The organism is Novosphingobium sp. GW821-FHT09E05 (assembly GCF_059416165.1).
The window spans coordinates 1-25,223 of sequence record NZ_JBWKOQ010000002.1 but is presented as its reverse complement, the minus strand read 5'-3'; the positions used below and the strand labels follow the sequence as shown (position 1 = coordinate 25,223).

29 protein-coding genes are annotated in these 25,223 nt (G+C 68.4%); 17 read left to right on the top strand and 12 right to left on the bottom strand.

The genetic code is table 11. The features are described from left to right. Positions 1-75: 75 nt before the first annotated feature. The gene (locus AC07M9_RS11810) at positions 76-633 is read left to right on the top strand and encodes a DUF3617 domain-containing protein (protein WP_494883949.1); all 558 of its coding nucleotides are present in this window, start codon (positions 76-78) and stop codon (positions 631-633) included. 22 nt (positions 634-655) lie between these two features. Continuing rightward, a complete protein-coding gene (locus tag AC07M9_RS11805; RefSeq protein ID WP_494883948.1) occupies positions 656-1,441 on the top strand; it encodes an esterase/lipase family protein in 786 nt (261 codons plus the stop codon). A gap of 39 nt (positions 1,442-1,480) precedes the next feature. Here AC07M9_RS11805 and AC07M9_RS11800 read toward each other — a convergent pair whose 3' ends face one another. The 8 genes from AC07M9_RS11800 to AC07M9_RS11765 are packed head-to-tail and all read right to left on the bottom strand — an operon-like array spanning position 1,481 to position 4,465. Beyond that, entirely contained in the window at positions 1,481-1,732 is a 252-nt protein-coding gene (locus tag AC07M9_RS11800) for a hypothetical protein (RefSeq protein ID WP_494883947.1), read from the bottom strand. Continuing rightward, the gene (locus AC07M9_RS11795; protein WP_494883946.1) at positions 1,729-2,025 is read right to left on the bottom strand and encodes a hypothetical protein; all 297 of its coding nucleotides are present in this window, start codon (positions 2,023-2,025) and stop codon (positions 1,729-1,731) included. The genes AC07M9_RS11800 and AC07M9_RS11795 overlap by 4 nt, the downstream gene beginning before the upstream one ends. Continuing rightward, positions 2,025-2,330, bottom strand: coding sequence for a hypothetical protein (locus AC07M9_RS11790; protein ID WP_494883945.1), 306 nt, complete (start codon positions 2,328-2,330; stop codon positions 2,025-2,027). Before AC07M9_RS11790 ends, AC07M9_RS11795 begins: the two co-directional genes overlap by 1 nt. 10 nt (positions 2,331-2,340) lie before the next feature. Then, positions 2,341-2,670 (bottom strand): hypothetical protein, encoded by a 330-nt coding sequence (locus tag AC07M9_RS11785; protein ID WP_494883944.1) that lies wholly within the window; start codon positions 2,668-2,670, stop codon positions 2,341-2,343. Then, a complete protein-coding gene (locus tag AC07M9_RS11780; RefSeq protein ID WP_494883943.1) occupies positions 2,667-2,948 on the bottom strand; it encodes a hypothetical protein in 282 nt (93 codons plus the stop codon). The genes AC07M9_RS11785 and AC07M9_RS11780 overlap by 4 nt, the downstream gene beginning before the upstream one ends. A gap of 28 nt (positions 2,949-2,976) precedes the next feature. Beyond that, positions 2,977-3,381 carry a PspC domain-containing protein gene (locus AC07M9_RS11775; RefSeq protein WP_494883942.1) on the bottom strand — a complete coding sequence of 135 codons (405 nt, stop codon included), beginning with the start codon at positions 3,379-3,381 and terminating at the stop codon, positions 2,977-2,979. A gap of 29 nt (positions 3,382-3,410) precedes the next feature. After that, positions 3,411-4,244: a phage shock protein PspA gene (gene pspA, locus AC07M9_RS11770; RefSeq protein ID WP_494883941.1), complete on the bottom strand. Its 834-nt coding sequence runs from the start codon at positions 4,242-4,244 to the stop codon at positions 3,411-3,413. Beyond that, positions 4,241-4,465 (bottom strand): hypothetical protein, encoded by a 225-nt coding sequence (locus AC07M9_RS11765; protein ID WP_494883940.1) that lies wholly within the window; start codon positions 4,463-4,465, stop codon positions 4,241-4,243. The genes pspA and AC07M9_RS11765 overlap by 4 nt, the downstream gene beginning before the upstream one ends. 154 nt (positions 4,466-4,619) lie before the next feature. Between AC07M9_RS11765 and pspF the strand changes: the two genes are divergently transcribed. The 6 genes from pspF to AC07M9_RS11735 all read left to right on the top strand — a co-directional run bounded on the left by pspF (position 4,620) and on the right by AC07M9_RS11735 (position 12,460). Beyond that, a complete protein-coding gene (gene pspF, locus AC07M9_RS11760) occupies positions 4,620-5,636 on the top strand; it encodes a phage shock protein operon transcriptional activator (protein WP_494883939.1) in 1,017 nt (338 codons plus the stop codon). Positions 5,637-5,790: 154 nt separating this feature from the next. After that, complete coding sequence (gene rimP, locus AC07M9_RS11755) at positions 5,791-6,363, top strand: ribosome maturation protein RimP (protein ID WP_494883938.1); 573 nt, start codon at positions 5,791-5,793, stop codon at positions 6,361-6,363. Between the two features lie 3 nt (positions 6,364-6,366). Next, positions 6,367-7,989 carry a transcription termination factor NusA gene (nusA, locus tag AC07M9_RS11750; RefSeq protein ID WP_494883937.1) on the top strand — a complete coding sequence of 541 codons (1,623 nt, stop codon included), beginning with the start codon at positions 6,367-6,369 and terminating at the stop codon, positions 7,987-7,989. Further along, positions 7,970-8,701 carry a DUF448 domain-containing protein gene (locus tag AC07M9_RS11745; protein WP_494883936.1) on the top strand — a complete coding sequence of 244 codons (732 nt, stop codon included), beginning with the start codon at positions 7,970-7,972 and terminating at the stop codon, positions 8,699-8,701. The genes nusA and AC07M9_RS11745 overlap by 20 nt, the downstream gene beginning before the upstream one ends. A 22-nt stretch (positions 8,702-8,723) precedes the next feature. Then, complete coding sequence (gene infB / locus AC07M9_RS11740; protein WP_494883935.1) at positions 8,724-11,522, top strand: translation initiation factor IF-2; 2,799 nt, start codon at positions 8,724-8,726, stop codon at positions 11,520-11,522. A 404-nt stretch (positions 11,523-11,926) separates the two neighbouring features. Then, positions 11,927-12,460: a DUF1697 domain-containing protein gene (locus AC07M9_RS11735; RefSeq protein ID WP_494883934.1), complete on the top strand. Its 534-nt coding sequence runs from the start codon at positions 11,927-11,929 to the stop codon at positions 12,458-12,460. A 55-nt stretch (positions 12,461-12,515) separates the two neighbouring features. Here AC07M9_RS11735 and AC07M9_RS11730 read toward each other — a convergent pair whose 3' ends face one another. After that, positions 12,516-12,848 (bottom strand): RcnB family protein, encoded by a 333-nt coding sequence (locus AC07M9_RS11730; RefSeq protein ID WP_494883933.1) that lies wholly within the window; start codon positions 12,846-12,848, stop codon positions 12,516-12,518. Between the two features lie 111 nt (positions 12,849-12,959). On the opposite strand from AC07M9_RS11730, the gene rbfA reads away from it, so the two are divergent. Further along, positions 12,960-13,367, top strand: coding sequence for a 30S ribosome-binding factor RbfA (gene rbfA, locus AC07M9_RS11725; RefSeq protein WP_494883932.1), 408 nt, complete (start codon positions 12,960-12,962; stop codon positions 13,365-13,367). A 96-nt stretch (positions 13,368-13,463) separates the two neighbouring features. Beyond that, on the top strand, positions 13,464-14,192 hold the full coding sequence (locus AC07M9_RS11720) for an alpha/beta fold hydrolase (protein WP_494883931.1): 729 nt from the start codon (positions 13,464-13,466) through the stop codon (positions 14,190-14,192). Between the two features lie 9 nt (positions 14,193-14,201). Here the strand turns inward: AC07M9_RS11720 and AC07M9_RS11715 are convergent, their stop codons facing one another. Continuing rightward, a complete protein-coding gene (locus AC07M9_RS11715) occupies positions 14,202-15,827 on the bottom strand; it encodes a DUF1963 domain-containing protein (RefSeq protein WP_494883930.1) in 1,626 nt (541 codons plus the stop codon). 159 nt (positions 15,828-15,986) lie between these two features. Here AC07M9_RS11715 and AC07M9_RS11710 point away from each other — a divergent pair, with 159 nt between their 5' ends. The 7 genes from AC07M9_RS11710 (at position 15,987) to AC07M9_RS11680 (ending at position 23,946) form a co-directional block, all read left to right on the top strand. Then, on the top strand, positions 15,987-16,568 hold the full coding sequence (locus AC07M9_RS11710) for a thymidine kinase (RefSeq protein ID WP_494883929.1): 582 nt from the start codon (positions 15,987-15,989) through the stop codon (positions 16,566-16,568). Positions 16,569-16,636: 68 nt separating this feature from the next. After that, positions 16,637-17,143, top strand: a complete 507-nt coding sequence (locus AC07M9_RS11705) for a DUF2239 family protein (RefSeq protein ID WP_494883928.1) — start codon at positions 16,637-16,639, stop codon at positions 17,141-17,143. Beyond that, the gene (gene truB / locus AC07M9_RS11700) at positions 17,143-18,048 is read left to right on the top strand and encodes a tRNA pseudouridine(55) synthase TruB (protein ID WP_494883927.1); all 906 of its coding nucleotides are present in this window, start codon (positions 17,143-17,145) and stop codon (positions 18,046-18,048) included. The genes AC07M9_RS11705 and truB overlap by 1 nt, the downstream gene beginning before the upstream one ends. Before the next feature lie 5 nt (positions 18,049-18,053). After that, complete coding sequence (rpsO, locus tag AC07M9_RS11695; RefSeq protein WP_007686026.1) at positions 18,054-18,323, top strand: 30S ribosomal protein S15; 270 nt, start codon at positions 18,054-18,056, stop codon at positions 18,321-18,323. A 313-nt stretch (positions 18,324-18,636) separates the two neighbouring features. Next, a complete protein-coding gene (pnp, locus tag AC07M9_RS11690; protein WP_494883926.1) occupies positions 18,637-20,946 on the top strand; it encodes a polyribonucleotide nucleotidyltransferase in 2,310 nt (769 codons plus the stop codon). Between the two features lie 148 nt (positions 20,947-21,094). Continuing rightward, positions 21,095-23,239, top strand: a complete 2,145-nt coding sequence (locus AC07M9_RS11685) for a PA5441 family protein (protein ID WP_494883925.1) — start codon at positions 21,095-21,097, stop codon at positions 23,237-23,239. After that, the gene (locus tag AC07M9_RS11680) at positions 23,236-23,946 is read left to right on the top strand and encodes a DUF3142 domain-containing protein (protein ID WP_494883924.1); all 711 of its coding nucleotides are present in this window, start codon (positions 23,236-23,238) and stop codon (positions 23,944-23,946) included. Before AC07M9_RS11685 ends, AC07M9_RS11680 begins: the two co-directional genes overlap by 4 nt. 185 nt (positions 23,947-24,131) lie before the next feature. On the opposite strand, the gene AC07M9_RS11675 is transcribed toward AC07M9_RS11680, so the two are convergent. Then, positions 24,132-24,776 (bottom strand): peptidylprolyl isomerase, encoded by a 645-nt coding sequence (locus tag AC07M9_RS11675; protein WP_494883923.1) that lies wholly within the window; start codon positions 24,774-24,776, stop codon positions 24,132-24,134. 22 nt (positions 24,777-24,798) lie between these two features. Beyond that, on the bottom strand, positions 24,799-25,223 hold a 425-nt coding region (locus AC07M9_RS11670; RefSeq protein WP_494883922.1), incomplete at its 5' end, for a GcrA family cell cycle regulator.

Here is a 25,223-nt window from a genome sequence, read left to right as displayed (position 1 = left end):
GGGCGTAAAGCGTTGACCTGCGGGCGGCACGGTGCCAGCCCTTCGGCCATGGCTACGAACGAGAAGGTTGGCGCGATGACGGGCAGGATCAGGATCACGGCCATGGTTGGCATCGCGGCTCTGGCGCTGGCGGGCTGCGGTTCGAAGGATGACGCCGGGGCCGGCGCGCCCAAGTCGACCGCAGAGGTCAAGCGGGAAGCGGCGAAGCTCATCCGGCCCGAGCCCGGCGAATACCGGCAGGTCATGGAGATCACCAAGCTCGAAGTGCCCGGCATGACTGCCCAGGCGGCCGAGCAGATGAAGGCGGCGATGAAGGCCGTGCAGGAAGGGACGTTCTGCCTCAGCAAGACCGACGCCGACCGCGGCTTCAAGGACATGTTCAACGACGTCGGCAAGGGCAACCAGTGCGCCTATTCGAAATTCGACGTTGATGGCGGCACGCTCGATGCCCAGATGGAATGCCAGTCCCAGCAGCAGGGCAAGGCGACGATGAAGATGAACGGCACCGTGGCGCAGGACGGCTCTGACATCACCGTGGCCATGGACACCACCGGAGGCCCGCCGCCGATGGGGACGATGAAGATGACGATGCACATGACCACCAAGCGCCTTGGCGAGTGCAAGGGCTCCTGACGAAAGCGAAGCGCGAAGGCCGATGGACCCGCTGAACGACGATCAGGAACGGCTTCCAGGTCCCTCGCAGGAGGCGCTGGCATCTCTGCGCGATGCGATCGCGCGGCGCGCGGCCTTTGCGCGCGAACCGCATCCGGAAGGGGTGAGCAAGCCCCCGCTCGAACTGATGTGGGCGGAATTGCGCTCGCTCTACCGCCGGGCGCACCGGGGGCAGGTGGTGCGCCCGGCGGCGCGGCCCATGCCGGTGATGCTGCTGCCGGGCTTCGGCTCGCACCCGCGCCGGATGCAGCCGATGGCCGACGCGCTCGCGGCGGCCGGGCACCATGTCCAAGACTGGGGGCTGGGTTTCAACTTCGGGCCGAACGAGCGCAACTTCTCCTACCTGATGCGCCGCGTCGCGGTGATCGCGCGCGAGAACTGGTCGCCGGTCGCGCTCGTCGGCTGGAGTCTCGGCGGTCTGTTCGCGCGAGAGATCGCGCGGCGCGAACCCGCGATGGTGGCGAAAGTCATTACCATGGGCACGCCCTTCTCGGGCGACCCGCGCGCCAACAATGCATGGAAGGCGTACCAGATGGTGACCGGTCACTCGGTCGACGCGCCGCCGATCGACTGCGATTTCTCGGTCAAGCCGGGGGTGCCGACCGTGGCGCTGTGGAGCCCGCGCGACGGTATCATCCAGCCCCGCGCCGCCGCCGGCTGGCCGCATGAGCGCGACCGCGCGGTGTCGATCCGCTGCAGCCACCTCGACTTTTCGAGCGCGCCCAAGGTGGTGGCCGAAGTGCTGCGCCAGCTCGATATCCGGGAATGACGGCGGGCGGTCCGCCGCCATTGGGCCGCGGCCGTGCGATCAGTCCCGCAGCGATTCGATTTCGCGTGCCAGGTCGCTGCCGCGCTTTTCGTCGGTGGCGATGCGTTCGAGCACGATGATGCGCTTGCGCATGGCCTCGACCTCGCGCTCCAGTTCGTGTTCGCGCGCGGTGTGGTCGTAGCCTTCGGCATTCGCGGTCCGACGGTCCCCGAGCGCGCGGTAGCGCTGGGCTTTCAGCCAGGTCACGCATCCGATCGCGAAGAGCACGACGACGGCAGTCCAGAAGCTCATTGCGTAGTCACCTCCGATACGCGGCCCGTGTCGCGCAAAGCCTCGATCTGGAGGGCTATGTCGTGACCGCTGCCGCCATCCGTAATGATCCTTTCGAGCACGCGCACGCGATTTTCCAGTTCGCCGTTGTGGCTTGCGTACTGCGCCGCCTTCTCGGCGGTGGCGCCGAGAGTGATCTCCAGCTTGCGCTCGAGGAAGGCGAGGCGGCGCTGGTACATCTGCGACACGATCGCGAAGGCCGCGAGCATGGCCAGCAGGATCGCCGTCAGGCCCATGAAGTCTCCGAAGTCCATCAGGGGGTGATCTCTCTCGAGGCATCGCGCAGATTCTCGATCTGCGCGGCCGTGGCGTATCCGGTATCGGTGACGATGGTTTCCAGCGTGGCGGTGCGCCCCTCCAGCGCCTCGACCCGCCTGCGCAGCGCCGCGTTCTCCTCGGCAAGGCGCACCGCCGCGGCGAGGTCGGGGCGTTCGGTCTTGCCGCTCCACTCGTCTTCCAGCGCGTAGCCGTGGCGCGCCCGGATCCAGTTGTTGACCAGCCAGCCGCCCGTGGAGATGGCGATGATGGCAATCACGAATTCGGGGCCGGCCCAGTTCATCGTCCGCTCCTCAGTTGACCGCCGCGTCGGGTCCGGACACGCGCGCCGGCTCGGCCTGGCGCGCATCGCGCAGGGCTTCGATCTGGAAGGCGATGTCCTGGGCCCCGCCGGCTTCGGTGACGATCCGTTCGAGCACGCGCATGCGCTTTTCGAGGTCGGCGTTCTGCGCGGCAAGGCCGATCTCGCGCGGGGTGGGGACGGCGCTCACCTGCCCGGCGGCGATCTCCATCTTCCGCTCGAGGAAGGCGAGCCGCTGCTTGTAGGTGCCCGCGAGGATCGAGACGACCGCCACCACGGTGCCCATCACGGCGGCAAGCCCGGCGAAGGCGTCCCAGTTCATGAGTGGGCGGTCACGGGCTTGCGGGCCTCGACGTCCCGCTGGTCGCGCAGGGCCTCGATCTGCAGGGCGGTGTCGTAGCCGCCGTCGGTGATGATGCGTTCCAGCACGCGCACCCGCTCCTCCAGCTCGCGCGAGTGCGAGGCGTATTGCGCGGCCTTTTCGGCGGTCGCCTCGATCTGCAGTTCGGCGAGCTTGCGCTGGTGCTTGGTCCAGATCGCGAACCCGCCCATGATGAACGGTGCGAGCGGGATTAGCAGCGCCAGATTTCCCGTGTCCATGTCTTGTCCCTGTTTCCCGGATGCGCGTTCAGCGCAGAGAGTCGATCTCGGCTGCGAGGCGCGAGTTGCTGTTCAAGTAGTGCGCTTCCATGTCGGCGATCCGGCGGTCCATGTCGGAAATGTCGGTGCGCAGGCGGGGCGAAGACGACGACAGGGCGCTGGGCGAGGAGAGGCCCTTCCTTGCGCGGCGGCGTTCCAGACGGCGCAGCAGCCGCATTTCCTCCTCCTCGCTGTAGAGCCCCATCGGGCGCTTGTCCGCGAGGACGGCGACGGCAATGTAGATCGGCAGCACGATGGGCGATCCGAACACCAGCAGCAGCACTGCCGCGAGGCGGACCCACAGGGCGTCCACGCCCGTGTAGTCGGCGATGCCCGAACATACGCCGGCAAGCTTGGCGTTCGGCTTGTCGAGATAGAAATGTCCGCGTGACACTGGTTTTCCCTTTCCCTGGATGACGCGCTTTACTCTTGGGGCGAAGTCTTGGCGGCCTGGTCGTCCATGGCGCGCTTCATCTCGGCCAGTTCGGCATCGATCGTGTCGCCATCCGCGAGCGCGGCGATTTCCTCGGCGAGCGTCGGCTGGCGGTGGTCGGAGAGGCTCATCGCCTCGGCGCGGCCTTCCGCGTAGTCCACGCGCCGCTCGAGCTGGTCGAACCGGGCCATCGCCTCGTCGACACGCTCGCTCGACAGCAAGGTGCGCAGTTTGACGCGATTCTCGGCGCTCTGCAACCGTGCAGCGATGGACGACTGGCGGCTGCGGGCTTCGCGCAGGCGCGTCTGCAGCTTCTCGATGTCGGCCTCGTAGGCGCGCAGGGCATCGTCGAGCACCATGATCTCGGCGGCGAGCTGCTCGCCCATGTCGGCGGCCTTCTTGCGCTCCATCAGCGCGGCGCGGGCGAGGTCCTCGCGGCCCTTGCTGAGCGCGAGCTGCGCCTTGTCGGCCCAGTCCGCCTGCAGCTTGTCGAGCTTGGCGACGTGGCGGCGCAGTTCCTTCTGGTCCGCGATCGTGCGGGCGCTGCTGGTGCGCACCTCGACCAGCGTCTCCTCCATCTCGAGAATGATGAGACGGATCATCTTCGCCGGGTCCTCGGCCTTGTCGAGAAGGTCGTTGAAGTTGGCGGCGACGATGTCGCGGGTGCGGGAGAAGATGCCCATGGCGGTGGTTCCTCGTGCGAAATACTTGGGCGAGGGACGGGCCGCAAAGCCGGCGTCCTGGAAGGTGTCGTAGCGGTAGGCACGGGCCTGGCCCGCATGCGGGTTCTGGAGCACTTCGATTTCCGCGTCGAGCCTGCTCATGCCAGCGGCGCTCCGCAGGCGTGGCTCTTCACCGGCGCAGCATAGGCCTTCGCCGGGCCGAACTGGTCGGCCATCACGTAGAGGTTGAACGCGCCCATCGCCAGGAGGCTGGCGATGATCGCCCAGTCCAGCCTGGTGCGCGCCAAGGTGGACCGCACAGGGACGGAGCGGGCCGGTGCGGGGCGCTGGTGGGGTGCGGTGCTGGCGGTGCTCGACGGCATGGCGTGTGTCCTTGGTGTGAACGTACTTGACGAGGCTATCGCAACGACCGTGCCAAACCGCGCCAAGGGCGGAAATGCGCGATTTTCACAGCTCCGTCGGTTCCGCCGCCAAAATTAATTGCCAATGAACGGGAAATTTCGCTAAATATTGGGAATGGAGCGCGACCATCAGTTCATCGGCCAGTCCACCGCCTTCCTCGATGCGGTCGAGCGCGCCAGTCAGGCCGCCGCCGTGCGCCGCCCGGTGCTGGTCATCGGTGAGCGCGGGACCGGCAAGGAGTTGATCGCCCAGCGCCTCCACCACCTGTCCCCGCGCTGGGGCGAGCCGCTGGTCACGCTCAACTGCGCCGCGCTGCCCGAGACGCTGATCGAGGCGGAACTGTTCGGCCACGAGGCGGGCGCCTTCACCGGCGCCACCCGCGCCCGCGCCGGCCGCTTCGAGGAGGCGGACCGCGGGACGCTGTTCCTCGACGAACTCGGCAACCTGTCGATGGGCGCTCAGGAGCGCCTGCTGCGCGCGGTCGAGTACGGCGAGGTCGTGCGCATCGGCTCCTCGCGTCCGCTGACGGTCGACGTGCGCATCGTCGCCGCCACCAACGCCGACCTGCCGCGCATGGCCGAAGAGGGCCTGTTCCGCGCCGACCTGCTCGACCGCCTGAGCTTCGAGGTCATCACCCTGCCGCCGCTGCGCGCCCGCGAAGGCGACGTCGTCGAACTCGCCGACTATTACGGCCGCCGCATGGCGAGCGAGCTGGAATGGGACCGCTGGCCGGGGTTCTCGGACGCCGCGATGGCGGTGCTGGAGGCCTACGAGTGGCCCGGCAACGTGCGCGAACTGCGCAACGTGGTCGAGCGCGCCGTCTACCGCTGGGGCGACGAGAACGGGCCCATCGGTGAGGTGGTGTTCGACCCCTTCGCGAGCCCCTGGGTCACCCGCGCGGCCGCCGAGCCTGCGGAGCGCCCGTCACCGCATCCTGCTGTCCAGCCCGAAGCACCGGACACCCCGACCTCCCTGCGCGCCGCCGTCGAAGCCCACGAACGGGGCTTGCTGCTGGCGACGCTGGAACAGCTGCGCTGGAACCAGCGCAAGGTGGCCAGCGCGCTGGGCCTGACCTATGACCAGTTGCGGCACTGCCTGAAGAAGCACGGGCTGCATCAGGGACGTGGGTGAATGCAGCATAATCCCCTCAACCACCCCCTTGCCTTTTTCCAGAATCGCGCCTATCTGGCCCTCATCCCGACATGGTGAAACAAGGTTGGGCTGGCGCCGGGAAGGGGCCGGCGCGAAACCGCGTTGTCATACATGCGCTGATCTGGAGTTCCATTTGGTCGATATCGCACGCCTTACCGAAGTGATCGAACCGGAGGTCAAGGCCCTGGGCTTCGATCTCGTGCGCGTGCGCGTCTTCGGCAAGAGCGAGGTCGGCGACGACGAGATCGCGCTGCAGATCATGGCCGAGAACCCGGCCACCGGCCAGCTCGTGCTCGACGACTGCGCGGCGCTCTCGCACCGCATTTCCGACCGGATGGACGTGCTGGAAGCCGCCGGCGAGACGCTGATCGAGGAGGCCTACCGGCTCGAGGTCAGCTCGCCGGGCATCGACCGTCCGCTGACGCGCCCCAAGGATTACGCCAGGTGGGGCGGCCACGAGGTCAAGATCAACCTCGTCGAGCCCATCGAAGGCAACCGCAAGGGCCTCCACGGCGACCTCGTCGGTATCGAAGGCGAAGCGGGCGCCGAAGTGGTCACGGTCGCGGACAAGAAGTCCGGCACCGTCAGCTTCCCGCTGGACAACATTCTCTCGGCTCGGCTCATCCTCACGGACAAGCTGATCGCAGCAAGCCGCCCGCTGGACACCAGCGGTGCAGACGACATTCTTGAGGAACAGGAAGACTAAGCCATGGCCAGTGCGATTTCCGCCAACCGCGCCGAGCTGATCGCGATCGCGAACTCCGTTGCTTCCGAGAAGATGATCGACAAGTCGATCGTCATCGAGGCGATGGAAGAAGCGATCCAGAAGTCGGCCCGCAACCGTTACGGCGCCGAGAACGACATCCGCGCGAAGCTCGATCCGCGCACCGGCGACCTGCGCCTGTGGCGCGTCGTCGAGGTCGTCGAGGAAGTCGAGGACTACTTCAAGCAGGTCGACCTCAAGCAGGCCGAGAAGCTCCAGAAGGGCGCGGCCCTGGGCGACTTCATCGTCGACCCGCTGCCCCCGGTGGACCTCGGCCGCATCGACGCGCAGTCGGCCAAGCAGGTGATCTTCCAGAAGGTCCGCGATGCCGAGCGTGACCGCCAGTACGAGGAATTCAAGGACCGCGCCGGCGAAGTCATCACCGGCGTGATCAAGTCGGTCGAGTTCGGCCACGTGATCGTCAACCTCGGCCGCGCCGAGGGCGTGATCCGCCGCGACCAGCAGATCCCGCGCGAGGCCGCCCGCGTCGGCGAGCGCGTGCGCGCCATCGTGCTGCGCGTCGAGCGCCAGAACCGTGGGCCCCAGATCTTCCTCAGCCGCGCGCACCCGGACTTCATGAAGAAGCTGTTCGCGCAGGAAGTGCCCGAAATCTACGACGGCGTCATCGAGATCAAGGCGGCCGCCCGTGACCCGGGCTCGCGCGCCAAGATCGGCGTCATCAGCAACGATCACTCGATTGACCCGGTCGGCGCCTGCGTCGGCATGAAGGGCAGCCGCGTCCAGGCCGTCGTGCAGGAACTGCAGGGCGAGAAGATCGACATCATTCCCTGGAGCGAGGACACCGCGACCTTCGTCGTCAACGCGCTCCAGCCCGCGACCGTCAGCCGTGTCGTCATCGACGAGGAAGAGAGCCGCATCGAAGTCGTCGTGCCCGACGACCAGCTGTCGCTGGCGATCGGCCGCCGCGGCCAGAACGTGCGTCTCGCCTCGCAGCTGACCGGCTCGCAGATCGACATCATGACCGAGGCGGAATCCTCGGAGAAGCGCCAGAAGGAATTCACCGAGCGCTCGAAGATGTTCGAGGAAGAACTCGACGTCGACGAGACCCTCTCGCAGCTGCTGGTGGCCGAAGGCTTCAGCGAGCTGGAGGAAGTGGCCTATATCGACATCGCCGAACTGGCCGCGATCGAAGGCTTCGACGAGGAACTCGGCGAGGAACTGCAGAGCCGTGCCCACGAGGCGCTGGAGCGCCGCGAGGACGCGAACCGCGAGGCGCGCCGCGCGCTGGGCGTCGAGGATGCGCTGGCCGAGCTGCCGCACCTCAACGAGGCGATGCTGGTCACGCTGGGCAAGGGCGGCATCAAGACGCTCGACGACCTGGCCGATCTCGCCACCGACGAGCTGATCGCCAAGAAGCGCACCGAGCAGCGTCGCCGCGACGGCACCGTCAACCGCCGCGCCGCGCGCGACGAGGACAAGGGCGGCGTGCTCGGCGAGTACGGCCTGAACGAAGAACAGGGCAACGAAATCATCATGGCCGCGCGCGCCCACTGGTTCGAAGACGAGCCGGTAGCAGAGGAGGCCGCCGATGCGGATTCCTCGCAATGATCGCGTAAGCTCCGACATCGATGGCACGAAGGCGGAGAGGACCTGCATCCTCTCCGGCGGGAAAGCTGCGCGGGACGCATTCGTCCGTCTGGCGATTTCGCCGGACGGCCTCGTGCTCCCGGACGTCCACGCGCGTGCCCCCGGGCGCGGCGCGTGGATCGGCGTTTCTCGCGCAGACCTTGAAAAAGCGATCGCGAAGGGCAAACTTAAGGGAGCACTGGCGCGCGCCTATAAAGGAGCGGCGCTCAGCATTCCCGAAGACCTCGCCGACCGGATCGAGGCCGGGCTCACCCGCTCGATGCTCGACCGGCTGGGTCTTGAACTGAAAGCGGGCAAGCTGCTCATGGGGTCGGACCGGATCGCGCAGAACGCGCGGGAAGGTAAGGTCGAATGGCTGGCCCACGCCGCCGACGCGAGCGAAGACGGCTCGCGCAAGCTCGACCAGGCCTGGCGGGTGGGGTGCGACGAAGAAGGATCGGGTCTGCGGGGCATTCGCTTGCCTCTGGACCGAGAGACGCTGTCTGTGGCATTGGGCCGCGACAACGTCGTTCACCTGGCGCTGAACGACCGTGGATCGGCTCAACGAGTCGAATCGCAGCTACAGCGCCTCCTGCATTTCCAAGGGCAGGTCCCGTGTCGGGATTCCGGCGCGACCGACATGGATGATGGCAACGGAGCGGCACGCGATGCCGCGTCCGTGACGACGAATTGACCGAAGGGCGAAGACGAGAATTATGAGCGAGACCGACAACAAACCGACCCTGGGCCGCAAGCCGCTTGGGCTTAAGCGCTCGGTGGAAGCGGGTGAGGTCAAGCAGACCTTCAGCCACGGCCGCACCAACAAGGTGGTGGTCGAGGTGAAGCGCCGCAAGCTGATCGGCAAGCCCGGTGAAACCGTCGAGGCGGCTCCCGCCCCGGCCGCTGCCGCGCCTGCGCCCGCCCCGGCCGCGCCCGCTCCGCAGCGCCCCGCGCCGCCGCCGGTCGCCAAGCGTCCCGCGCCGTCGAACGAGACGCCGCAGGAGCGCGTCGCGCGCCTCCAGCGCGAGGCCGAGGAAGATCGCCTGTCCGCTCAGGAAGACGCCAACCGCCGCGACCAGGAAGCCCGCCTGCGCGCGATCGAGGACGAGAAGCGCCGCGTCGAGGAAAGCCGCCGCGAGGCCGAAGCCGCCGCTGCGCCCGAAGCACCGGTCGAAGCGCCCGCCGCTCCGTCGGCGCCTGAGCCTGCCGTTGCCGAGAGCGCCGCACCCGTAGCAGAGGCGGCTCCGGTCGCTGCTGCTCCGGAAGCGGCGCCGATCGCCGAAGTGGCTGCAGAAGCGCCCGCGGCAAAGGCCGCCGAACCTGCCCCGGTGGCTGCGGCACCCGCCGCTCCGACGCCGGTTCCGGCTCCGCGCACCTTCACGCCGGTTCCGGCCGCACGCCGCTTCACCCCGGTGGCGCGCCCTGAACCCCGGAAGCCCGAACCCGCTCCCGTCGCCTCGGCCACCGAGACGGCGGCCACCCCTGCAACTGGCGCCAGCGCCGGTACCGGCGGCGGCGCCAAGCGTCCCGATGCCGCCAAGAAGGGCACCGTTGCCCCGCGTCCGGCTCCGCAGCAGGGCGGCGAGCGCGGCAAGGGCGTCGGCGGCGATCGCCGCCAGTCCGGCAAGCTGACCGTCACCCGCGCGCTCAACGACGACGAGGGCGCCCGCGCCCGCTCGCTCGCCGCGCTCAAGCGTGCGCGCGAAAAGGAGCGCCGCGGCAGCTACGGCGGCCGCCAGCAACAGCGCGAGAAGCAGGTCCGCGACGTGATCGTGCCTGACGCGATCACCGTCCAGGAACTCGCCAACCGCATGGCCGAGAAGGGCGCCGACCTCGTCAAGTCGCTGTTCAAGCTGGGCATGATGGTCACCGTCAACCAGACGATCGACCACGACACGGCGGAGTTGCTGGTCGAGGAATTCGGCCACAACATCCAGCGCGTCTCGGAAAGCGATGTCGACATCGACACGACGACCGACGTCGATGCCGAAGAGACGCTCAAGCCGCGTGCGCCGGTGGTCACCATCATGGGCCATGTCGACCACGGCAAGACCAGTCTGCTCGACGCGCTTCGCGGCACCGACGTGGTGCGCGGCGAGGCCGGCGGCATCACCCAGCACATGGGCGCCTACCAGATCAAGACCAAGGGCGGCGACCTCGTCACCTTCCTCGACACCCCGGGCCACGCCGCGTTCACGCAGATGCGCATGCGCGGCGCCAACGTCACGGACATCGTGGTGCTGGTGGTGGCGGCCGACGACGGCATCATGCCGCAGACGGTCGAGGCCATCAATCACACCAAGGCCGCCGGCGTGCCCATGATCGTCGCGATCAACAAGATCGACAAGCCCGAGGCCAATGCCCAGAAGGTGCGTGAGCGCCTGCTCGAGCACTCGATCGTGGTCGAGGAAATGTCCGGTGACGTGCAGGACGTCGAGGTTTCGGCCAAGACCGGCCTCGGCCTCGACAACCTGATCGAGAAGATCCTGCTCCAAGCCGAGCTGATGGAACTCAAGGCCAACCCCGATCGCGAGGCGGAAGCCACCGTGATCGAGGCCAAGCTCGACAAGGGCAAGGGGCCGCTGGCGACCGTGCTGGTCAACCGTGGCACTCTCAAGGTCGGCGACATCCTCGTCGTCGGCACCGAGAGCGGCCGCGTGCGCGCCATGCTCGACGACAAGGGCCGCCAGATCAAGCAGGCCCCGCCTTCGATGCCGGTGGAAGTCCTCGGTCTCGGCGGCGTGCCGATGGCGGGCGACATGCTCACCGTCGTCGACAGCGAGGCGCGTGCCCGCGAGGTCTCGTCCTACCGTCAGGAACAGGCGACCGCCAAGCGCACCGCGACGGCTCCGGCGAACATCGAGACGATGTTCTCGGCGCTTGCCGCCAAGCAGCAGGTCATCGAGTATCCGGTCGTGATCAAGGGCGACGTGCAGGGTTCGGTCGAGGCGATCAACGCCGCACTGAACAACCTGTCGAACGACGAGATCAAGGTCCGCATCCTCAGCTCCGGCGTCGGCGCGATCACCGAGTCCGACGTGACCCTGGCAGCCGCCAGCGGCGCGCCGATCGTGGGCTTCAACGTCCGCCCGAACGCCAAGGCGCGCGAGCAGTTGCAGAAGACCAAGACGCCGATGATGTACTACGACGTCATCTACGAGCTGACGGCGGAAGTCGCCAAGCAGATGGCCGGCATCTGGGGTCCGGAGCGGATCGAAACCGTGGTCGGCCGCGCCGAGGTCAAGCAGGTCTTCCCGGCCGGCAAGAAGGACAAGGCGGCGGGTCTGCTCGTCACCGACGGTTACATCCGCAAGGGCATCAATGCCCGTCTTACGCGCAACGACGTCATCGTCTCGAAGACGCTCATCCAGTCGCTGCGCCGCTTCAAGGACGACGTGGACGAAGTCCGCGCCGGTCTGGAGTGCGGTGTGGTCCTGGCCGACACCAACGACATCAAGCCGGGCGACATGCTCGAAGTGTTCGAGGTCACGGAGCGCGAGCGCACCGTCGGCTGAGGCTCACCGGCCTGAAACAGACCTGCGGCCATCGCCGGGGAAACCTGGCGGTGGCCTTTGTCTTTGTGGGTTCGAGTGTCAGGAATTTAACCGCGGGAATCCATCCGCGCCCGCCTATCCCTTTCCGGTCGCTACCTGCGATGGAAAGGGAGGTGATAACGAATGATGATACAGACAGCAGTGATTCTGGTGATCGGCGCGGCGACCCTGGTGGTCGGCCTCGTCACCTTGATGATCAAGCTCATCGAGCTTGGCCGCAAGTAGCCCGTAAGGGGGCTGGCGCTGCAACGCCAGTCCCCGATATGAGAAGAGCCCGGACGCTGCAACGCCCGGGCTCGGAAGGTGGAACGGATACCACACAACAGTGATACGATGAATTTACACCACTCGACGGAATTTTCAAGATGACCCGCTACTGCGCCTTCTTCGCTTCGATCAACGTCGGCGGCAATCGCCTGACGATGGCGGACCTGCGCTATGCCTTCGAGCGCGAGGAGCTGGAGAACGTCGAGACGGTGGTTGCCAGCGGCAACGTGCTGTTCGATTACGACGATCGCCCGACCGAAGGGCTGGAGGACCTGCTCGCGCACATGATGCTCGAGCGGTTCGATCTCAAGACCTTCGCGGCCGTGCGCAATGCGGGCGAAGTGCGTGTCGCGGTGGAGGACAACCCCTTCACCGGGATGGGGCTGGACCATCAGGTCCACACCCTGTTCCTCGAACGGCAGGCGGAGCAGGCGCCATTCGACAAGCTGGTCGCCGACCATGCCGCCCGTGGGCCGGAGAAGATCGCGATGGGGCCGCGTTCGGTCTATATCGATTACGTGGGCGGCGTGGGCGAGTCCAAGCTGACCAATGCCTTCATCGAGCGCCGGCTGGGCTGCCGGGGCACGGCGCGCAACGTGCGGTCGCTGGCGCGGATTCTCGCCAAGATGTGAAAAGGGCGGCCGCTGGTAAAGCGGGCCGCCCTTGTCCTGCGGGGGAATGCCCGGCTTAGCGGAACATGCCCGCGGTCACCGCCGAAACGATCCCGCTGGTGATGCCGACCAGCAGCAGGTCGTTGCCCGAACGGACATAGTGATAGCCGCGCGGCGGCGCCTTCACATTGCGGTACTTGCGGTAGTCGACCTGCTGGTAGTTGCGCGCGTGGTTGCGGTCGAACCGGTCGCCCTTGCGGAAGGTCTTGTAGGTCGTGGTCTTCTTGGTCACCACTGTCCTGGTCTGGCCATGGCCGTTCTGGTGCGAGGGCTGGGCCATGGCGGGCACGGCGACGAGGGCTGGGGCAAGCAGGGCTGCTGCTGCGAGGGCGGCGGTGAAGGTCTTCATGGGCGACTCCTTTTTATCGTGCGTTTCGATCGGGATAACGCCGGCAGAGGGGGCTGGTGGCGTAATCAATTGTTGCAAATTGTCGCAGTTCACCCACATGGACCCAGCATCATGGCACAGCAGATCACCCCAGAGCAGCACTCCGTCCGCCTCCTGAAGGTGGGCGAGCAGGTGCGCCACGTCATTTCCGAAATCCTCACCCGCCAGCAGGTGCGCGACGCCACCCTGAGCGCACATACGGTCTCCGTGACCGAAGTGCGGATGACGCCGGACCTGCGCGTGGCGAACGTCTACGTGAAGCCCTTGCTGGGCGAGGACGAGGAGATCGTGCTCAAGGCGCTGCGCACGCACACCGCCTATTTCCAGCGCGAGGTGGCGCAGCGGCTGCGACTGAAGTTCGCCGCCAAGGTCCAGTTCCGCGCCGACGAGAGCTTCGACGAGGCAAGCCGCATCGACGCGCTGCTCAACGACCCGCGCGTGAAGCGCGACCTCGAGGGCAAGGCTTCCGACGAAGACTGATCGCGGCGCGCACCGCCGGGACGATCAGCAGAAGGCCGTCTTCCGATTCCCGCACGCTCGGCTACCCTCGACCGCGGGACAAGCGGGAGATCTGCATTGCGCGACATCGTCTTCCTCCATGGCGGCGGGCAGGGGAGCTGGGTCTGGGAGCAGACCATTGGCGCCATCGCCCGTCAGTCCGGCAGCGGCGCGCGCTGTCTGGCGCTCGACGCGCCCGGCTGCGGGGCCAAGCGCGGGGTCGATACCTCCGGATACACCTTCGCCGACACCACCCTCGAACTGGTGGCCGACATTAAGGCGGCGGGCCTTTCCGATGTCATGCTCGTCGGCCATTCGCAGGCCGGAATGACCATCCCGCACATGGCCGAGCTTGCGCCGGCGGGGCTTATCGGCAAGCTCGTCTACGTGACCTGCTCCGCGCCGCTGGCGGGCCTGACCACGCTCGACCAGATGGGGCGGGGACCGCGTGGATCCAGTCCCGAGGAAGTCGGATTCCCGCCCGTGCCCGACGCGGAGCGCTATGCGGTGATGTTCTGCAATGACATGGGCGAGGCCGAGACCGCCGCTTTCCTCGCCGGCCTGGGCCGGGATGGCTGGCCCGCGAGCGCCTATGGCTGGAGCGACTGGCGCTACGATCACCTGCGCGCCATCCCGTCGAGCTACGTCGTCGCCCTGCGCGACATGGCCCTGCCGGTCGAATGGCAGGAGCGCTTCGCCGATCGTCTCCATGCCCGGCGGATCAAGCGCATCGACGCCGGACACCAGGTCATGAACACGCGGCCCGAAGGCCTCGCGGAAATCCTGCTCGCGGAGGCGCGCGGCTGAGAGCGACGTTCAGCCGTTCCCGAAGGTCAGCCGGGCCGCGCCCCAGTTGCCGGCGGCGGCATCCTCCGCGCCGATCCAGAACTGGTAGCGGCCCGCCTCGCCCCAGCACCATTCCAGCATGTCGTCGTAGCCCAGTTGCAGCAGCAGCACGTCGCCGCTGTGCTCGTCGCGCCCGGGGCGCGGGCCGGCGGGGAGGCCGAACACCTGGTGCTGGTCGAGCGGCGGCAGGCGGTAGTCGCGATTGATCCGCTCCAGCACTGGGGCGGGCAGGGCTGCCAGCGCTTCGGGCGGGCCCGACACCATGGCGCGCATCGACAGCGTCGCCAGCTGTGCCAGCGAGCCCGGGACGTGATGGCGCACCAGTTCGCCGAAGCGTTCGTGGACTTCGGAAAGCAGGTCGGCGACGACATCCAGCTCGTCCGCCGAGAGTTGCGTCCAGGGGTCGCGACCGGCGATGAACCCTTCCAGCGCCTCGACCATGCCGGGCAGCGCGGCGCACTGCGCCTGCGTTTCCTCGAGTTCCTCGGCAAGGTACTCCGCCGCCTGCCGGGCATGGTCGAGCGCCTGCGGCTCCGCGGCGGGATCGCCCTCGAGCTGCGCCAGCGCGGCCTGCTTCCGCGCCAGCGCCGCGCTCTGCATGGCGATCGGGCGCGAGCAGGCGGCGAGCGCCTCGTGGAGCCGGTCGGCGAGGTGGATCACCGAATGCCACCACAGGGTCTCCACCGGCGCGCCGACGCCGGCCGCGTAGAAGGGATGGTCGCGCAGGGGGACGCGGCGCTGGAGCTGCGCCGCCATGGCTTCCTCGATCGCCGCCTCGTGCAATGGGTCGCGGTGGTCGCGCAGGTATTCCGGGAGGTTGAGCGGGGCGAGGTCGACGGGCCAGAACGGAAAGAACCAGCGGCTCAGGCGGCCGGGAGTGGCCGGGAAAGGCGCGCCTCCCTCGTCGAAGGCAGGCGGCAGGTCTTCGGGCGGGTCGGTGAAATCCTCGGCAGCCGGCACGGCGACGACGGCGCCCGTCCCGAGGAAGAAGGCCAGCGAGCCGGTGGCGGGCAGGTCTGCTTCCGGCGCGGCGCGCGAGAGGGCGGCGAGGTCGATCTGGGCCGCGAAGGGCAGGGGCACGTCGTCGGCGCCGCGCGGCCAGGGGGCATTGCCGAGCCGGGGCAGGCCGCCGAGCCAGCTGGTGTCCCCAAACCAGTCGCGCTCCGGCGCGCGGGCCTTGCGTATCAGGACGATCGGCGGCGGGAGCAGAGATGCGCCGGCGTCTGCCGCCGGCTCGGGTGAAGCGTCGCCGTCCGAAAGCGCCCGGCGGCGCAGGTTGACGAGCCTGGGATCGGGTGCGGGGTCGGTAACGGGGGATTCCGGCGCCCACGCGGGCATCGGCTCGATGCGTCGCTCCATGCCGGTCCGGCGTGGGTTCGCTGCGGTGCGCCCGAATGCCAGCGCACTCAGCCCCCCCAGGGCAAGACCCATCCCCAGCAGCGCGAGCGCCGCCGTGTCTCGGCCCGGGATCGCGGCGATCCGGGAGGCCAGCGCATCGAGCGGCGCAAGCGGCCCGCCGAGTGGCGCCAGGGCGACATAGGCGGCGACGATCGCGGGCAATGCGAAGCCTGCCAGCGCGGCGATCAGTCTTTTCATGTCCAGTCCCGCCGCATCTTCCCGCCCATCCGCTTTCCCTTTCAAAGCGCCCCTTTGCAGGGCCTGGGCCTTGCCCGGCAATGGTAAGCCCAATCTCGCCGGGGAGAAGCCCACCGGCGCCCGTGCGCACCGGCTCATGCGGTGTTATCCCCAGCGCGGATGGCCAAGCTCTATTTCTACTATGCCAGCATGAACGCGGGCAAATCGACGACGCTGCTGCAGGCGGACTTCAACTACCGCGAGCGCGGCATGCGCACGATGCTGTGGACCGCCGCGCTCGACGACCGCAGCGATGCAGGCCACGCCATCGAGAGCCGCATCGGCCTCCACGCCGGCGCCAACCGCTTCGGACCGGAGACGAACCTGTTCGAGCAGGTCTGCACCGTTCATGCGGTCGAGCCGCTGTCCTGCGTGATGGTGGACGAGGCACAGTTCCTGACCCCGGCGCAGGTCTGGCAATGCGCCGATCTCGCGGACAAGGCGGACATTCCGGTGCTCTGCTACGGCCTGCGCACCGACTTTCGAGGCGAGCTGTTTCCCGGTGCGGCGGTGCTGCTGGGCATCGCCGACAGCCTCGTCGAACTGAAGGCGGTGTGCCACTGCGGGCGCAAGGCCTCGATGAACCTGCGCGTCGACGAGGCGGGCCGCGCGGTGAGCGAGGGCGCGCAGACCGAGATCGGTGGGAACGACCGTTACGTCGCGCTGTGCCGCCGTCACTTCAGCGAGGCGCTCGGGCGGTAGGATAGCCACGCTTCAATTTTACCCGGATGTATTGACAATTTAACCCGGGTAAATAAAGAGATCCGCCTATGCCTGTCACCCTATTCTACAAAAACGAAGTGATCGCGCGAGGTGTCCCCGGCGACTTCGCCGGTGCGCTGCGCGAGCTTGGCCCCGTGGTGCGCAGCAGCGACCTGCTCGCCTTCGACGACGACACCGGGCGGCAGGTGGATCTCGACCTCGCCGAGCCCGCCGCGCCGCGTCCGCGCGGGCGTCCGGCGCTGGGGGTCGAGGCGCGCGAGGTCACGCTGCTGCCCCGGCACTGGGAGTGGCTGGCCGCGCAGCCGGGCGGCGCCTCGGTGACCTTGCGCAAGCTGGCCGAGGCCGCGATGCGCGCCGGGCGCAGCGAGCGCGAGTGCCTCGACGCCGCGTGCCGCTTCCTGACCGTCATGGCGGGCGACCGGCCGGGCTACGAGGAGGCGACCCGCGCGCTCTATGCGGGCGACCGCGAGAATTTCGACGCCCTGTGCGTGCTCTGGCCTCACGCAGTCGCGGACTATGCCCGGCGACTGGCCTGGCCCAAGGAGTCCCACTGATGCCCCACGGCTGGATCATTCTCGACAAGCCGCTCGGGCTCGGCTCGACGCAGGCGGTGGCGGCGGTCAAGCGCAACCTGCGCGAGGCGGGCTTCGGCAAGAAGGTCAAGGTCGGCCACGGCGGCACCCTCGACCCGCTGGCCACAGGGGTCTTGCCCATCGCGGTGGGCGAGGCGACCAAGCTGGCCGGGCGGATGCTCGACGCCACCAAGACCTACCTGTTCACCGTGCGCTTCGGCGAGGAGACCGACACGCTCGACCTCGAGGGCAAGCTCATCGCCACCAGCGACGTGCGCCCCACCATGGCCGAGGTCGAGGCGGTGCTGGAGCGCTTCACCGGCCCGATTGCGCAGGTGCCGCCGGCCTACTCGGCGCTCAAGGTCGATGGCGAGCGCGCCTATGATCTGGCGCGGGCAGGGGTGGCAGTGGAGCTGAAGTCTCGCGACGTGACGATCTACCAGTTGCGGCTCGAGGCTTTCGACCCGGAGGAAGGCGCGACGCTCCTCGCCAAAGTCTCCAAGGGCACCTATATCCGCAGCCTCGCGCGGGACATCGCGCAGGCCCTCGGATCCTGCGGCACCGTCACCATGCTGCGCCGCGCGCAGGCCGGTCCGTTCGACCTGTCCCGGGCGATTTCGCTGGACAAATTGAACGAAGTGGGTAAGGGCGCGCCTCTTGAACTGATACTCTTGCCGCTGGAGGCGGGGCTGGACGACATCCCGGCCATCGACCTCGACCCGGAGCAGGCAAGGGCGGTCCGACAGGGCCGCGTTCTGACCGGAATGCCCCTTGAAGACGGGCTGTACTGTGCGCGGGAGGGAATGATCCCTGTCGCGCTGGTGGAGCTTTCGGACGGCAGCGTCCGCGTTTCCAGGGGTTTCAATCTATCGGATGTCGCGGAGTGAATTGAATGTCGGTTACCCCTGAGAAGAAGCTGGATATCATCACGGACAACGCCCGCGCCACTGGCGATACGGGCAGCCCGGAAGTCCAGGTCGCGATCCTTACCGAGCGCATCAAGAACCTGACCGAGCACTTCAAGGCTCACCACAAGGACAACCACTCGCGTCGCGGTCTGCTGGCCATGGTCAACAAGCGCCGCTCGCTGCTGGACTACCTGAAGAAGAAGGATGTGGCGCGGTACAACTCGCTCATCCAGAAGCTCGGTCTGCGTAAGTAAGATCGAACGACGGCCCGCTTCGGCGGGCCGTTTTGCATTTGACGCATACGGCGTGGTATCTGGCGTCGTCCCGGACTTGATCGGGGACAGCTGGCAAGGCCACACCAACTACCGGCTGGGCGCCTCCAAATTGAGGTCGTGCCTAACGACAGCCACCGGTCCCCGATCAAGTCGGGGACGACATGACTTTCGAGTATCTCCGCAATTCGGCGGGGGGCTCTGGGGCCTAGAAAAAGCCCCGCACCGGACCGGGACGGTACCCCGGCAGTAAGCCCCGCCGTTGCAATAGGGCCGGTGGGTCGAGGAAAATCTTATGTTCGACGTCAAAACCGTAAGCATGGAGTGGGGCGGCAAGACCCTCACCCTGGAAACCGGCCGCATCGCTCGCCAGGCGAATGGTGCAGTCCTCGCCACCTACGGCGAAACCGTGGTCCTGTGCGCCGTGACCGCCGCCAAGTCGGTGAAGGAAGGCCAGGACTTCTTCCCGCTGACCGTCCACTACCAGGAAAAGTTTTCGTCCGCCGGCCGCATCCCCGGTGGCTTCTTCAAGCGCGAGCGCGGCGCGACCGAAAAGGAAACGCTGACCAGCCGCCTGATCGACCGTCCGATCCGCCCGCTGTTCCCCGAAGGTTTCTACAACGAAATCAACGTCATCGCCCAGGTCCTGAGCTATGACGGCGACACCGAGGCCGACGTCCTGGCGATGATCGCCGCTTCGGCCGCGCTGACCATCTCGGGCGTGCCCTTCATGGGCCCGATCGCCGCCGCGCGCGTCGGTTACGTCGATGGCGAATACACGCTGAACCCCAAGCAGGACGTCGCTCTCAAGGAAGGCAGCCTCGATCTCGTCGTCGCCGCCACCGGCGACGCCGTGATGATGGTGGAATCGGAAGCCAAGGAACTGACCGAAGAGGTCATGCTGGGCGCCGTCGTCTACGCGCACGACGAGATCAAGAAGGTCGTGAACCTCATCATCGACCTAGCCGAAAAGGCCGCCAAGGAGCCTTGGGAAGTCGATCTTTCGGACAGCACCGCCGATATCAAGGCGAAGCTCAAGAAGGTCGTCGGCAAGGACGTCGCCGCAGCCTACAAGCTGACCGACAAGTCGGCCCGTTCCAACGCCCTGAACGCCGCGCGCGCCAAGGCCAAGGAAGCGTTCTCGGACGAGACCCCGCAGACCCAGATGGTCGCCATCAAGTCCATGAAGAAGGTCGAGGCGGACATCGTTCGCGGCGCCATCCTCAAGGACGGCAAGCGCATCGACGGCCGCAAGCTCGATCAGGTCCGCCCGATCGAAGCGATCGTCGGTTTCCTGCCGCGCACCCACGGTTCGTCGCTGTTCACCCGCGGCGAGACCCAGGCGATCTGCACCACCACCCTTGGTACCAAGGAATCGGAGCAGATGATCGACGGCCTCGAAGGCCTGTCGTACTCGTCGTTCATGCTGCACTACAACTTCCCGCCCTACTCGGTCGGTGAAGTCGGCCGCTTCGGCGCGCCGGGCCGCCGCGAAGTCGGCCACGGCAAGCTGGCATGGCGCGCGCTGCACCCGGTGCTGCCCGCCAAGGAAGACTTCCCCTACACGATCCGCGTTCTCTCGGACATCACCGAGTCGAACGGTTCGTCCTCGATGGCCACCGTCTGCGGCGGTTCGCTCTCGATGATGGACGCCGGCGTGCCGCTGGTCCGCCCGGTCTCGGGCATCGCCATGGGCCTGATCCTGGAAGGCAAGGACTTCGCCGTCCTGTCGGACATCCTGGGCGACGAGGATCACCTCGGCGACATGGACTTCAAGGTCGCGGGCACCGAAGTCGGCATCACCACGATGCAGATGGACATCAAGATCGCCGGCATCACGCGCGAGATCATGGGCAAGGCGCTCGAGCAGGCCAAGGCCGGCCGCGCGCACATCCTGGGTGAAATGACCAAGGCCCTCGGTTCCTCGCGCAGCGAACTGTCGGCGCACGCTCCCCGCATCGAGACGATCCAGATCGACAAGTCGAAGATCCGTGACGTCATCGGCACCGGCGGCAAGGTCATCCGCGAGATCGTCGCCGAGACCGGCGCCAAGGTCGACATCGACGACGAGGGCGTGATCAAGATCTCGTCGTCCGACACCGCGCAGATCGAGGCCGCCAAGAAGTGGATCCTCGGCATCGTCGAGGAAGCGGAAGTCGGCAAGGTCTACCAGGGCAAGGTCGTCAACATCGTCGACTTCGGCGCCTTCGTGAACTTCATGGGTGGCAAGGACGGTCTCGTCCACGTCTCCGAAATGAAGAACGAGCGCGTGGAAAAGCCGACCGACGTCGTCAAGGAAGGCCAGGCCGTCTACGTCAAGGTCCTCGAGATCGACCCGCGCGGCAAGGTTCGCCTGTCGATGCGCGTCGTCGACCAGGAGACCGGTGAAGCTCTCGAAGACACCCGTCCCCGTGAGCCCCGCGAAGGCGGCGATCGCGGTCCGCGCAGCGGTGGCGGCGATCGCGGCGGTGACCGTCGTGGCCCGCGCCGCGAAGGCGGCGGTGGCCGTGACCGCGGTCCCCGCGGCGGCGGCGACCGGGCTCCGCGCGGCGGCGGCGAAGGCGGCAACCCCGACCACCTCCCGGCCTTCCTCAAGGAAGACTGATAGGTCCACCGGGCCGCTCAAGGCTTGGAAAAAGGGTCGCACCGCAAGGTGCGGCCTTTTTTCGTTCCTCCCCGGAACAGGACGAACCGCACCGTTCCCGCTTGCATTCCCCGCCCTAGGTCGAAACACTGAGGGCATGGAAAATCGGATGAAGCGACTGGCACTGGCGGGAGGCGCGCTGATGGCGCTGGCGGTGTGGCCCACTGCGGCCGGCGCGAGCGGCGACTACGGCTGCACGCCGAGCTGGACGCTGGCGACCTCGTCCTTCGAATGCGCCGGCAGCGCCGTGATCGGCCCGCGCAACGACACCCGCGTCAACCTCGGCTTCCTGCTGCGCGACCGCGCCGGGCTCTCCGTGCCGGGCAAGCTCGCCTATCCTGAGCACGACTGGGGCAGCGGCGATTTAGGCCACGTCTTCCTCGGCTGGGACGAACTCCAGTCCGCCTTCTGGCCCGGCACCCAGATGGGCGCCGACGAGGCGGCGCAGGATTACGCCGGCTCGCGCTGCCAGACCCTCGCCAGCGGAGGCGCGGCCTTCCGCGCCGCGCTCGCCGCGAGCAAGGGCGTGAAAATGGAGGAGCGCGAAACCCTCGCCGCCGCGCGCGATCTCGTGAAATCCGCCTGCGATGGCGATAAGTCACCGGCGGCGTGGCCCGCCGTGAGCAGCGCGCCGGGTCGCGAATACCTCGCCTACCTGCAAGGTGCACGCGCCTTCTACGCCGACGACTTCGCTTCCGCTGGCAAGCTGTTCGAGGGCCTGTCCCGCTCGAAGGACCCGTGGCTGGCGGAGACCGCGCGCTACATGGTCGCGCGCAACGAACTTGCCGCCGCCCAAGCGGGGGCTTTCGACGAGTGGGGCGGCTACGCGGGCGGCGACAAGGTCGACCGCCCCTCCGCCGCCCGCGCGCGGACAGCGCTGGAGGACTATCTTTCCGCCTACCCCAAGGGCCGCTACGCCCCCTCCGCCTCAGGCCTGACGCGCCGCGCGGCGTGGCTGCTGGGCGAGGGGCCGGTGCTGGCGCGCCGCTATTCCGGCCTGCTGGCCGCGCAGTCTCCGCTGGATCCGCAGGCGCCCGCGCTGCTGGAGGAGGTCGAGAGCAAGGTGCTGTTCGGCACCGGCCTCGGCGCGAATCCCGACGCGCCGTTGCTGCTCGCGACCTGGGACCTCGTGCGCATGCGCCGCTACGGGGGGGACGATAGGCCCGCGCTGGTATCGACGATCCCCCCGGTGCTGACCGGGCAGGACCTCGCCGCGCAGAAGCCGGCCTTTGCCAAGGCGCCGGACCTCTATGCCTTCCTCCAGGCCAGCTTTGCTTACCATGTCGCACAGGATTACCGCGCCGTGCTGGCGCTGGTCCCCGACGGCACGCGGGCGAAAAGCCTGACCCCGCTCGTCTTCAGCGGCCAGATGCTGCGCGGGCTGGCGCTGGAGAAGCTGGGCGACCGCAACACGCCCGGCTTCTGGCAGCAACTGGCCGGCGGAGCGCGCGATCTCTACCAGCGCCCGGCGGTGGAGCTGGCGCTGGCGATGCACTGGGAGCGCAGCGGCGACCTACCCCTCGTCTTCGCGCCCTCGAGTCCCGTCACCGAGCCCGAAATCCGCACCTTGCTGCTGGCGCATACGGCAGGCGCGGACCTGCTGCGCCGCCAGGCTACGGCCCCGAGCGCGCGCCGCATCGAGCGCGACGTCGCGCTGTTCACCCTGCTGACCAAGGGCCTGAGCCGGGGCCGCTACGCCGAGGTGGCCACGGACCTCGCGCTGGTCCCCGCCGATGCGTCGACTTCCGGCTGGGTCGGCGACGGCTGGCAGGGCGCGTGGATGAGCCCCGATCCCGACTCGCGTCCGCCCGCTGGCCTGTTCGTGCGGGGCAAGTGGCAGGAACACTACGCCTGCCCGATGCTAGCCAAGACCGTCGCGACGCTCGCCGCCGCCCCCGGCGACGTTAAGGGACGGCTGTGCTTGGCCGAGTTCTGGCGGCTCAACGGCTTCGACGACTATCTCGCCGCCGGCAGCCGCCCCGCCGCCGACGAATTGGGCGGGACGAAGGAGCAGTTCCCCGGCAGGACCATGCCGCGCGCCGCCCTCTATGCCGCCGTCCTCGCCGACCGCGCTGCCGCGCCGGATGACACCGCCTACGCGCTCTACCGCTCGGTTATGTGCTACGCGCCCAGCCGCATCAACTCCTGCGGCGGCGCCGAGGCGAGCGAGGCGCAGCGCCGCGCGTGGTTCCAGCGCCTCAAGCGCGACTACCCGCAGAGCAGATGGGCCGGCGAACTCAAGTATTACTGGTGAACCGCCGCAGCGCGCTGGCGGGCGCGCTGTCGAGCCTCGCGCTGGCGGCCTGCGGAGACAGGGGCGGCGCCGTCGTCGATCCGCGCGCGTATCAGGCGTTCTTCCTCTGGCCCGGCGTTACGGCGCCCCCGTGGCTGGCGCAGGCGCGCGAGGTCTACGTGCTGGCGGGGGAGGTGCGCCACCGGCCCGGCAGTCCCTTCGTGCCGCTGCGCGCGGTGCCGCGCGTGTCCGGCCCGGCGCTGTGGCTGGTGGTGCGCGCCGAGCGGCTCGACTGGAGCGAGGCCATTTATCGAGAGGTCCTGCGCACGCTCGCGCGGTGGGCGGCGACAGGCAACCGCGTCGCCGGGCTGCAGGTCGATTTCGACTCGGCGACGCGCGGACTGGCTCGCTACGGGGTATTTCTTGCGGACCTTCGGCGGCGGCTGCCGCGCCGCTGGAAGCTGTCGATCACCGGGCTGATGGACTGGAGCGCGGGGGGTGATCCCGCGGCGCTTGGGGGGCTGGCGGGGACCGTCGACGAGATCGTGGTGCAGACCTACCAGGGACGGCGCACGATACCGGGCTACGGGGATTATCTGGCGAGCCTCGGCAAGCTCGGGATGCCTTACAAGGTGGGGCTGGTGGAGGGCGGCGAATGGCGCGAACCGCCGGGTCTGGCGAGCGATCCCGCGTTCCGGGGTTATATGGTGTTCCTGCTGGGCCTATAGCCGGATTACAGCGCCACCTTATCTCCAACGCCGTCGTCCCCGCGTAGGCGGGGACCCCGCTGGTCCTTTCTAGGGCGCCAAAGACGCGGGGCCCCCGCCTGCGCCGGCGCGACGGGCGATAGGTAAAGGGCTTTTGTCAAAGGCCGGGCTGCCCAGCGGTCCCCGCCCGCGCCGGGACGACGGGCTCAGGGCGCGGTCGTGCGCCTTGCGCTGACGATCTTGATCGGCGGCTCGAGGATCTGGCCGCGCATCACCCCTTCGCCCTTGGTAGGCGAGAGCGGGGCGTTCCACAGCGCCATCACCACGTCCATCCCGGCGACGACATGGCCGAAGGCGGCGAAGCCGGCGCGGGTGTCGGGGTTGTCCGAGCTGGGCTGGGCGTCGAGCGAGGTGAGGTCGCCGATCATGATCGTGAAATCGGCCGTGGCGCTGCCCGGCGCGAAGCGCGCCATCGAGATCGTGCCGGCCGTGTGGCTGAGGCCCGTGACACTGGTGGGCTCGTGGGCGATCGGGGGCAGGACCTTGACGCCCTGCAGGCCGCCCTGAAGCAGCCCGGCGGGGGCGTCGCCCCAGTCGAGGTGCATGGCGCGGTAGAAGGTCGCGCCGTCGAGCCGCTTGCCGTCGACGTATTTCAGGAAATTGGCGGTGGTGATCGGGGCATGGGTGCGGTCGAGCGCCAGCGTGATCGTGCCCTTGGGCGTCGTCAGCACTACATAGGCATAGTCCACCGGAACCGGCGCTGCGGGAGCCGGCACACCCTCCTGAGCGACGGCGGGGGGCAGCGTGAGGGCGAGCGGCGCGATGAACGCCAGCGCCGCCTCCAGGGCCATCCGTCCCGCCGCCCGCATCGGATCAGCGGACCCGCGGACCGCCGAAGGGCAGCGGCGGGGGCGCGCGGCGGGCGCCGCGCGGCAGCTGCGCCTGGTAGGCGCGGCCGCAATGCTCGACGCAGTAGGGGAACCCGGGGTTCACCTTCTCGCCGCAGAAGTGGAAGTCCGGCTCGCCCGGGTGGCCCATCGGCCAGCGGCAGACGCGGTCGCTGAGGTCGAGCAGGCTGGTCTTGCCGGCGATCTCGGCGCTGGGCTTGGCGGGAACCAGGCGGCGCGGCGGCGCGGGCGGGATCGGCTGCTGCTGATCGCCGGGGCCTTGGCGCAGGAAGCCGCCGGGGCCGACGGAGACCACGCGCGGGCGGTCGGAGACCGGCGCGGGGGCAGGGGCGTCCGCATCGGCTGCCGCGGGCGCGGGGCTGCGCGGCGCGGGTGCGGCAGGGGCTGGCG

Coding starts and splice junctions, on each gene's coding strand:
- AC07M9_RS11735 (WP_494883934.1), top strand. CDS start 11,927: ATGACCCGCTACTGCGCCTTCTTCGCTTCGATCAACGTCGGCGGCAAT.
- AC07M9_RS11710 (WP_494883929.1), top strand. CDS start 15,987: ATGGCCAAGCTCTATTTCTACTATGCCAGCATGAACGCGGGCAAATCG.
- AC07M9_RS11785 (WP_494883944.1), bottom strand. CDS start 2,670: ATGAACTGGGACGCCTTCGCCGGGCTTGCCGCCGTGATGGGCACCGTG.
- AC07M9_RS11765 (WP_494883940.1), bottom strand. CDS start 4,465: ATGCCGTCGAGCACCGCCAGCACCGCACCCCACCAGCGCCCCGCACCG.
- AC07M9_RS11795 (WP_494883946.1), bottom strand. CDS start 2,025: ATGGACTTCGGAGACTTCATGGGCCTGACGGCGATCCTGCTGGCCATG.
- AC07M9_RS11780 (WP_494883943.1), bottom strand. CDS start 2,948: ATGGACACGGGAAATCTGGCGCTGCTAATCCCGCTCGCACCGTTCATC.
- truB (WP_494883927.1), top strand. CDS start 17,143: ATGCCCCACGGCTGGATCATTCTCGACAAGCCGCTCGGGCTCGGCTCG.
- AC07M9_RS11715 (WP_494883930.1), bottom strand. CDS start 15,827: ATGAAAAGACTGATCGCCGCGCTGGCAGGCTTCGCATTGCCCGCGATC.
- rbfA (WP_494883932.1), top strand. CDS start 12,960: ATGGCACAGCAGATCACCCCAGAGCAGCACTCCGTCCGCCTCCTGAAG.
- AC07M9_RS11705 (WP_494883928.1), top strand. CDS start 16,637: ATGCCTGTCACCCTATTCTACAAAAACGAAGTGATCGCGCGAGGTGTC.
- AC07M9_RS11745 (WP_494883936.1), top strand. CDS start 7,970: ATGCGGATTCCTCGCAATGATCGCGTAAGCTCCGACATCGATGGCACG.
- pnp (WP_494883926.1), top strand. CDS start 18,637: ATGTTCGACGTCAAAACCGTAAGCATGGAGTGGGGCGGCAAGACCCTC.
- AC07M9_RS11810 (WP_494883949.1), top strand. CDS start 76: ATGACGGGCAGGATCAGGATCACGGCCATGGTTGGCATCGCGGCTCTG.
- nusA (WP_494883937.1), top strand. CDS start 6,367: ATGGCCAGTGCGATTTCCGCCAACCGCGCCGAGCTGATCGCGATCGCG.
- AC07M9_RS11675 (WP_494883923.1), bottom strand. CDS start 24,776: ATGGCCCTGGAGGCGGCGCTGGCGTTCATCGCGCCGCTCGCCCTCACG.
- pspF (WP_494883939.1), top strand. CDS start 4,620: ATGGAGCGCGACCATCAGTTCATCGGCCAGTCCACCGCCTTCCTCGAT.
- infB (WP_494883935.1), top strand. CDS start 8,724: ATGAGCGAGACCGACAACAAACCGACCCTGGGCCGCAAGCCGCTTGGG.
- AC07M9_RS11800 (WP_494883947.1), bottom strand. CDS start 1,732: ATGAGCTTCTGGACTGCCGTCGTCGTGCTCTTCGCGATCGGATGCGTG.
- AC07M9_RS11805 (WP_494883948.1), top strand. CDS start 656: ATGGACCCGCTGAACGACGATCAGGAACGGCTTCCAGGTCCCTCGCAG.
- pspA (WP_494883941.1), bottom strand. CDS start 4,244: ATGAGCAGGCTCGACGCGGAAATCGAAGTGCTCCAGAACCCGCATGCG.
- rpsO (WP_007686026.1), top strand. CDS start 18,054: ATGTCGGTTACCCCTGAGAAGAAGCTGGATATCATCACGGACAACGCC.
- AC07M9_RS11730 (WP_494883933.1), bottom strand. CDS start 12,848: ATGAAGACCTTCACCGCCGCCCTCGCAGCAGCAGCCCTGCTTGCCCCA.
- AC07M9_RS11685 (WP_494883925.1), top strand. CDS start 21,095: ATGAAGCGACTGGCACTGGCGGGAGGCGCGCTGATGGCGCTGGCGGTG.
- AC07M9_RS11790 (WP_494883945.1), bottom strand. CDS start 2,330: ATGAACTGGGCCGGCCCCGAATTCGTGATTGCCATCATCGCCATCTCC.